Origin of the sequence: Frankia tisae (assembly GCF_025403405.1) — a bacterium.
Classification (GTDB): domain Bacteria; phylum Actinomycetota; class Actinomycetes; order Frankiales; family Frankiaceae; genus Frankia; species Frankia tisai.
Window position 1 is genome coordinate 1 of sequence record NZ_JANEZT010000311.1, and the last position, 8,174, is coordinate 8,174.

An 8,174-nucleotide genomic window follows, 5' to 3' on the forward strand; every position below is an offset into this window, starting at 1 on the left:
CTGCTGACCGGCCTGCTGTCGCACATCGGCCGGTACGACGCGGAGCGCCGCGAGTACGCCGGGGCCCGTGGCAGCCGGTTCGCGCTGTGGCCGGGGTCGGCGCTGGCCCGAGGCCGCGGCCGGGCCGACCGCACCGGCGCCGCCGAGGCCACCGCCACGGGCGGGACGGGCCCGGACACACCGCGGCAACGTCCGTCCGGGCCGCCGGCCTGGGTGATGGCCGCCGAGCTCGTCGAGACCTCGCGCCTGTGGGGGCGCACCGCGGCGCGGATCGACCCGGACTGGATCGAGCCGCTGGCGGGGCATCTGGTGCACCGCACCTACAGCGAGCCGCGCTGGTCACGCAGGCAGGGGGCGGTGCTCGCCGACGAGCGGGTGACGCTGTACGGGGTGCCGATCGTCGCCGGCCGCCCGGTGCAGTACAGCCGGGTCGACCCGGAGCTGTGCCGGGAGCTGTTCATCCGCCATGCCCTGGTCGAGGGCGACTGGCAGACCCGGCACGAGTTCTTCCAGCACAACCTGCAGCTGCTCGCCGACGCCGAGGAACTGGAGCACCGGGCCCGCCGGCGCGACATCGTCGTCGACGACGAGGCTCTGTTCGGCTTCTACGCCGAACGCATCCCGGCCGACGTCGTCTCCGCCCGGCACTTCGACGCCTGGTGGCGCAAGGCCAGACGCAGCACCCCCGACCTGCTCGACTTCCCCCGGTCGCTGCTCGTCTCCGCGGGCGCGGTGGACGTCCGCGAGTCCGACTACCCCGACGTCTGGCAGCTCGGCGACCTGGCCCTGCCGTTGAGCTACCAGTTCGAACCGGGCGCGGCGGCGGACGGGGTCACCGTGCACATCCCGCTGGCCGTGCTCAACCAGGTGGGCGCCGAGGGCTTCGAGTGGCAGGTCCCGGGGCTGCGCGAGGAGCTGGTGACCGCGCTGATCCGCGGGCTGCCGAAGGTGGTCCGGCGCAGCTTCGTCCCGGCGCCGAACTACGCCCGCGCGGTGCTCGAGCAGCTCTCCCCCGGCCAGGCGCCGCTGCTGGTCGCGGTCGAGCACGAGCTGCGCCGGATGGGCGGCCCGGAGATCCCGCGGGACTCCTGGTCGCTGGCCGCCGTCCCCGGCCATCTACGGATCACCTTCCGGGTCGAGGAGGCCCGCGGGGCGGTGCTCGCCGAGGGCAAGGACCTCGACGCGATCAAGCAGCGGCTGCGGCCGCGGACCCGGGAGGCCGTCGCCGCCGCGGCCGACGGCGTCGAACGTGCCGGACTGCGGTCCTGGGACGGCGTCGGCAGCCTGCCCAAGGTCGTGGAGCTGCGCCGCGGCGGCCATGTCGTCAAGGCATTCCCGGCGCTGGTCGACGAGGGCAGCTCCGTCGCGATCCGGGCCACCGACACCGAGGCCGACCAGCGCCAGGCGATGTGGGCCGGCACCCGCCGGCTCGTGCTGCTCGGCGTCGCCTCGCCGATCCGCGGCCTCAACGGCCGGCTGTCCAACGCGGCGAAGCTCGCCCTGAGCCACAACCCGCACCGCGACGCCGCCGATCTGCTCGACGACTGCGTATGCGCCGCCGCCGACCGGCTCATCGCCGCCGCCGGCGGACCGGCCTGGGACGAGGCGGGCTTCACCGTGCTGCTCACCGCGGTGCGCGCCGGCCTGCCCGAGGCGTCGTTCGCGGTCGTCCGCGAGGTCCAGCAGGTCCTCGCACTCGCGCACACCGTCGATCTGGCGCTGCGTGAGCTGCGCGCCCCCGCGCTGGCCGTCTCCGTCGCCGACGTCCGCGGGCAACTCGACGCGCTGATCCACCGCGGCTTCGTCACCGAAACCGGGGCGGACCGGCTGGCCGACCTCGTCCGCTACCTCACCGGGTTGCAGCGCCGGTTGGAACGGCTGCCCCGCGACCCCGCCCGCGACCGGATCAACACGGCGACCGTCGGGCGGACCTGGGAGGCGTACCGGGAACTGCTCGCGACGGTGCCCGCGGGCCGAGAGCCCGGCGAGGAGATCCACCGCATCCGGTGGATGCTCGAGGAGCTGCGCGTCAGTCTGTTCGCCCAGAACCTGCGCACCCCATACCCCGTGTCGGAGGAACGCGTCTACCGCGCCATCGACGCCCTCCTCGGCTGACGGCCTCCCGTCCGGCGCAGGGGCCGGCCGGCTTTTTCTGCGCCTACCCGGTTCCTGCGCCTTTCGGCAGAGTTACGGACCCTCGTCGGGAGGGACGAGGATGTCCGGGGCAGCGGAGACGTCCACGGCCGCGGAGCCGTCAGGGACGAGGGAGCCACCCGGGGTGGCCCAGCCGTTCGGGGCTGCGGAGGTCGTCGCGGCGGAGGTGGTGACGGGGCCGGCCGGGGTCGTGGAGGCGCTCAGGGAGGCTGACATGCTCGGGATGGCGGTGTTACCCGGGGACGTGGCCGGCGGAGAGGTGGCCGGCGGAGAGGTGGCCGGCGGAGAGGTGGCCGGCGGGGCGGCGGTGTCCGGGAGGACTGAGTTCAGGGAGACGGGGGCGGAGAAGTCCCACAGGGCGCTGGTCGCCCACCACGGCCAGGCGTGGCCGCCGTCCCAGGTGAGGTGGCGGATCTCGGAGCCGGGGGCGAACCGGGTGGCCTCCGTCTCGCCGTCGGGCAGGTTCATCTTCAGGTAGTCCGACCAGCCGCCATGCCATGGCACGGTCGTGTCCGCGGTGCCGTGGATGTGCAGCAGCCGGACGGGGACGGTCGGGCAGGACACCATCGCCTGGCCGCCGACCATGCCGACGGCGGCGACGAGGTCAGGAGCCTCGCAGGCGACCCGGGCGGCGAGCATCGCGCCGTTGGAGAAGCCCCACACGTACACCCGGCTCCGGTCCACCGGGGTATGGCTGGCGGCGTCGTCGACGAGCTGGCGCAGGTAACCGACGTCGTCGGTGGTGGCCTGGCCGCAGCAGCCGCCGGCGTTCCACGCCTCGTGGACGCCGACCCCGTAGGCGACCGCGAAGCCGTGGGTGTCGGCGAACGGATCCGCCCCGGACATCTCCCGCATGTTCTCAGGGGTGTTGAGCAGGCCGTGCAGAAGGATCACCAGCGGGCGGCCCGTGCCGCGGAACGTGGGCGAGAGCCGCACGTCGGCGTGGAGCTGATAGGTCCGCCCGGAGGGCAGGCGGTGCACCGTGTCCGCGGACTGCGCCGGCGGGGCAGGCGCGGCTGCGGCAGGCACGGCGGAGGTCGCCGCACCAGGGGTCGTGACCAGCCCCGAGGCAGTGGGCGATCCGGCGGCGGGCGATCCCGTGACGGCCGGGAGCCGGGGCGCGGCCACGGGGGTGGAGGCGGTGGGTGCGGCGGCTATCGCGGACGGGCCGGCGACATGGGCAGTGGCGGCCGAGGGCCCTGCGGTGGCCGTCGGGGCCGAGGTGACCGACGCGGCATTGGCCGACGCGGATGACGACAGCGGCATCGCCGCGAGGACGAGGGTGGCCATCCCGATGGCAACCACGGCGACAATCCCGACTCCCCGCAGCAGCCGCCCCCGCCGGGGCAGCCCGACCCGCGCCCAGCGCAGCACGGACACCGTCCTCTCAACTGCTCGTCTCCGCCCGCTCAGAGCGGTCATGCTAACCCGCTTCCCGTCAAGGACTCCTATACCGGCCTAGAACAGCACAGCCAACGGCGATCCGGCCGGATCGGACGGTCTGCGCACCCGCCTGGGTTCGCCCGACCGTGCCGCGACCGCCCGGACGCGGGCACCCACCCGCCTCGGGCCACTCGTCGCGCGTGGACGCCTCCGTTCCCGAAGGGTCGGCCGTTCCCGAAGGGTCGGCCTAGCGCAGCGCCGCGACCGAGGTGCCGGCGACCGCCGAGCACACGTGTAGAACGGCTTCCCGGCCGGCACTGGCGGAATAGGCGGGTTGGAACGCCGCGGTGAAGGTGTCGAGCCGGTCGCGGCCCACGAGGGCCACCGCACAGCCCGCGAACCCGCCGCCGGTCATCCGGGCGCCGAAGCAGCCCGGGGCGCCGCTGGCCGCGGCCACGGCCGCGTCGAGCTCCGGTCCGGATACCTCGAAGTCGTCCCGGATACCTCGATGGCCGGCCAGGAGCAGCCGCCCGGCAGTCTCCGCATCCCCGCGGGCCAGCGCGCCGGCGACCGCGTCGACCCGCGCGTTCTCGGCGATGACGAAGCGGGCGCGGCGCAACGCCACCGGGTCGAGCCGGCTGGCGGCATCCACTGGCAGGGCGTCGAGGTCGCGCAGCGCCGGCACGCCCAGCGCCCGCGCGGCGCGCGCGCATTCGGCGCGCCGGTCGGCGTAGGCGCTCGTCACGAGCTGGCGCCGCGAGCCGGTGTCGATGACGACGACGGCGAGCCCGGCCGGCAGCGGGACGGGTGTGACGCTCAGCGCCCGGCAGTCGATCCGCAGGGCGTGCCCGGCGATCCCTCCGACGCAGGCAAGCTGGTCGAGCAGGCCGGTGGCGGCGCCGACCCAGGCATTCTCGGCGCGCTGGGCGAGCCGGGCGAGTTCCGTCGGTGCCGGCACCGGCCCGGCAAGGTGGGTGCAGGCCAGGGCGACGGCGAGTTCCAGCGCGGCGGAGGAGGACAGACCGGCGCCGAGTGGGATGTCGCTGGCCAGCGCGCCCTGCCACGGCACCAGGCCGGTCGCGGCGAGCTGGACCGCCACGCCCTCGACGTACCGGGCCCAGCCGGTTGCGCGGGCCGGCGGCGGCGTGTCCGCGGCGGGCGGCGGCAACGGGACGACGGCGGGCGTCGGGTCCTGCTCGGACACCAGCCGCAGGTGCGCACCGATGCCGGTCCCCGCGGTCGGGAGGTCATCGGCGCGGCGCAGGGCGATGCAGAGTTCGCGGTCGATCGCCAGCGGCAGGCACAGGCCGTCGTTGTAGTCGGTGTGCTCGCCGATGAGGTTGACCCGGGCCGGTGAGCGCACCAGGTGCGTCGGCTCACGGCCGTAGGCCGCCACGAACTCCCGCACCGCCCGCAGCTCGGCCGGCACCGCCATCAGACCGGTCGGATGTGCAGCGGCGCGGCCGAGGTCGGCTCGAGGCCGCCAGGCAGGGTCGCCTCGCCGTCCCAGGTCTCCGCCATGACCGCGCGCAGCCGGCTCGCGGCGTCCTCGGGGGTGAGGTCGCGTGCGGGCTCCGCGAGCATCTCGTAGCCGACGAGATGCTTGCGGATTGTCGGTGAGCGCAGCAGCGGCGGGTAGAAGTGGGCGTGGAGTTGCCAGACCCCCTCGGGGCGGCGCCGCGAACGGGTCGCCCGGCTCGCGGCGCCCGCCGGATGCGGGCCCGGGGCGCCGTGCCAGCCCATCGAGAACGGGAACGGGTGGTCGAACAGGGCGTCGTAGCCGGCGAGCAGCCGGCCCAGCACGTCGGCCAGGCTGTCGCGCTGGGCGTGGTCGAGCTCGGCAAGCCGCTGGACGGGCCGCCGCGGCAGCAGCAGCGTCTCGAAGGGCCACACCGCCCAGAACGGTACGACGACGAGCCAGTCGGAGTCGTCGAGGACGATCCGCTCCGCGGCGCGCGTCTCGGTTCGGATGTAGTCGAGCAGCAGGGAGCTGCCCGACTGGGCGAAGTGCTCCCGCTGGTGGGTGTCCTCGGCGGCGGCCTCGTCGGGGAGCGCGTCGCAGGTCCAGATCTGCCCGTGCGGGTGCGGATTGGAGGCGCCCATCGCGGTGCCGCGGTTCTCGAAGACCTGCACCCAGCGCCACCGCTCGGACAGCTCGGCCTCCTGCGCGGCCCACGTGTCGACGACCGCGCGGACCTCGAAGGACGACATGTCGACCAGCCCCCGCCCATGGTCCGGGCCGAAGCAGACCACCCGGCAGATCCCGTGCGCGGGGGCGCTGCGCAGCAGGCCGCCCTGCTCGGCTCCGCCCTGCTCGGCTCCGGGCTGGGCGGGATCGCTCGCGGCGGGTCGCAGCGCCGGGAAGTCGTTGGTGAACACGTACGTGCCCCGGTAGTCGGGGTTACGGGCGCCGCCCGCACGCTCGTTGCCGGGGCACAGATGGCAGGCGGGGTCGTGCGCGACGGCGGGGGGCGTCGCCGCCGTCTCCCGACCGCCGTGCCAGGGGCGCCGAACCCGCCCCGGCGAGACCAGAACCCAGCGGCCGGTCAGTGGATTGAACCGCCGATGCGTGGTGTCGTCCATCGAATCGACAGCCTGCCACGGACGAGGCCTGGCCAGCCTCGTCCGGACCACCCCGGAAGATCTACCGGCGGCCACGACAGGGGAACATCCGCACCGCCCAGTTACCTGAAGCAATGCACATGTGACTCTAAGGTCAAGTGAGGGGCGTCGACATGGCGTTCCGGCGACAACCCGTGCGTGCGGCGATCCGGACAGGCGACGGTCGGCGCCGTCGGCGCGCCGCGGCCGGCCGAAGCATGCAACGCGCATCACACGGCGGATCACCCGGCAGGGCCGGTCGACGGCACCGACCGACCCGGGAAAGGTGGGCGGGAATGGATCGACGGATGCTGCTGCGCTCGGCGGTGGCGGCGCTGGGCACCGCCGCGTTCTCCGGGACGACCTGGCCTGCGGCCCTGGCCGCCACCGCCCGGCCCGGGGTGGGGCCGTACGGGCCGCCGCGGCCGCCGGACCGCTCCGGGGTGGCTCTGCCCGCGGGTTTCACCAGCCGGATCGTCGCCCGCTCGCACCTGCTCGTCGGCGCGACCGAGTACGTCTGGCACGACGCGCCCGACGGCGGGGCCTGCTTCCCCGGACCCGACGGCGGCTGGACGTACGTGTCGAACTCGGAGGTGCTGCTGCGCGGCGGCGCCTCGGCGCTGCGATTCCGGGCGGACGGCTCGATCGCCTCGGCGGGGCGCATCCTCGGTGGCACCACCGCCAACTGCGCCGGCGGGGCCACCCCGTGGGGGACCTGGCTGTCGTGTGAGGAGTTCTTCTCCGGCCGGGTGTACGAGACGTGGCCGGACGGGTCGCGCCAGGCCGTGGCGCGCCCGGCCCTGGGTCGCTTCGCCCACGAGGCGGCGGCCTGCGACCCCGACCACCGGGTGATCTACCTGACCGAGGATCGCAAGGACGGCTGCTTCTACCGGTTCCGCCCGGACCGCTGGGGCGATCTGTCCGCCGGCCGGCTGGAGGTGCTGGTCGGCGATTCGGATGCCGTGCCCGGGCCGGTGCGCTGGGAGCAGGTGCGCGATCCGGACGGCTTTCCCCGGGCGACCCGCCGGCAGGTCCGCGGGGCCCGCCGTTTCCACGGCGGCGAGGGCTGCTGGTACGCCCACGGCGTCTGCTATCTGACGACGAAGGGCGATGACCGGGTGTGGGCGTACCGGGCGGACGCCGGGCGGCTCGACCTGATCTACGACCGGGCGAGCGTGCCCGGCCCGCCGCCGCTCACCGGAGTGGACAACGTCGTCGGCGCACGCTCGGGCGACCTGTACGTCGCCGAGGACCACGCCCGCCCCGCGCTGGTGCTCATCACCCCGGACGGCGTGGTCGCGCCCTTCCTGCGACTGCCGGCGCACGACAGGTCCGAGATCACCGGCCCGGCGTTCAGCCCGGACGGGCGCCGGCTGTACTTCTCCTCCCAGCGCGGTGTCACCGGGCGCAACCGCGGTGGCATCACCTTCGAGGTGACCGGCCCCTTCCGTCGCTGAGCCGACCAACACGTCCGGCCGCACGGCCGCCGGCCGCCCGACCCAGGCGATAAAGCTGAACCTGACTTCAACTATAGGGACGTACGATCGCGGGCATGCTGCCCACCGATCTGTTGACCGTAGGCGAGCTGTCGCAGCGCAGCGGATTCGCCCCGTCCGCGTTGCGCTTCTACGAGCGGCAGGGCCTGATCGGTGCCACCCGCACCGCCGGGGGCCAGCGCCGCTACGAACGGCACGTGCTGCGCCGGCTGGCGTTCATCCGCGCGGCCACCGCGATGGGTCTCAGCCTCGACGAGGTGGAGCAGGCGCTGGCGTCGCTGCCGGACGCCCGCACCCCGACCAAGGCGGACTGGTCGGCGATCTCGCGGCGCTGGCGTTCCCGGCTGGACGAGGAGATTGCGGCCCTCGAGGCGCTGCGCGACGGGCTCGACTCGTGCATCGGCTGCGGCTGCCTGTCCCTGCGGCGCTGCCGGATCTCCAACCCGGCCGACCGGATCGGCGCCCTCGGCCCGGGGGCCCGGGCGCTGCCCGCGGCGCTGCGCGGCGCCGGGCGGATGCATCACGGCGGCCACCGCCCAC

The 8,174-nt window shown here is 74.9% G+C and carries 6 protein-coding genes; 3 read left to right on the plus strand and 3 right to left on the minus strand.

Annotated features, from left to right (window positions below):
• Positions 1 to 2,115 (plus strand): ATP-dependent RNA helicase HrpA (gene hrpA, locus NBZ85_RS23700; protein WP_261562620.1); only part of this gene is annotated, 2,115 nt, incomplete at its 5' end.
• 72 nt (positions 2,116 to 2,187) lie between these two features.
• Here the strand turns inward: hrpA and NBZ85_RS23705 are convergent.
• The 3 genes from NBZ85_RS23705 to NBZ85_RS23715 form a co-directional block, all read right to left on the minus strand.
• Positions 2,188 to 3,534 (minus strand): CE1 family esterase, encoded by a 1,347-nt coding sequence (locus NBZ85_RS23705; protein WP_261562621.1) that lies wholly within the window; start codon positions 3,532 to 3,534, stop codon positions 2,188 to 2,190.
• A gap of 250 nt (positions 3,535 to 3,784) precedes the next feature.
• The gene (gene galK, locus NBZ85_RS23710; protein WP_261562622.1) at positions 3,785 to 4,972 is read right to left on the minus strand and encodes a galactokinase; all 1,188 of its coding nucleotides are present in this window, start codon (positions 4,970 to 4,972) and stop codon (positions 3,785 to 3,787) included.
• Positions 4,972 to 6,120 carry a UDP-glucose--hexose-1-phosphate uridylyltransferase gene (locus NBZ85_RS23715; protein ID WP_261559240.1) on the minus strand — a complete coding sequence of 383 codons (1,149 nt, stop codon included), beginning with the start codon at positions 6,118 to 6,120 and terminating at the stop codon, positions 4,972 to 4,974. Before NBZ85_RS23715 ends, galK begins: the two co-directional genes overlap by 1 nt.
• A 314-nt stretch (positions 6,121 to 6,434) precedes the next feature.
• Here NBZ85_RS23715 and NBZ85_RS23720 point away from each other — a divergent pair, with 314 nt between their 5' ends.
• Together NBZ85_RS23720 and soxR are read left to right on the plus strand one after the other, a co-directional pair.
• Complete coding sequence (locus NBZ85_RS23720) at positions 6,435 to 7,595, plus strand: alkaline phosphatase PhoX (RefSeq protein ID WP_261559239.1); 1,161 nt, start codon at positions 6,435 to 6,437, stop codon at positions 7,593 to 7,595.
• Between the two features lie 95 nt (positions 7,596 to 7,690).
• Positions 7,691 to 8,174: redox-sensitive transcriptional activator SoxR (gene soxR / locus NBZ85_RS23725; protein WP_261559238.1), on the plus strand; the 484-nt coding region annotated here is incomplete at its 3' end.

Bases quoted from the DNA above. Each gene is read 5' to 3' on its own strand.
- NBZ85_RS23720 (WP_261559239.1), top strand. From the start codon at position 6,435: ATGGATCGACGGATGCTGCTGCGCTCGGCGGTGGCGGCGCTGGGCACC.
- NBZ85_RS23715 (WP_261559240.1), bottom strand. From the start codon at position 6,120: ATGGACGACACCACGCATCGGCGGTTCAATCCACTGACCGGCCGCTGG.
- galK (WP_261562622.1), bottom strand. From the start codon at position 4,972: ATGGCGGTGCCGGCCGAGCTGCGGGCGGTGCGGGAGTTCGTGGCGGCC.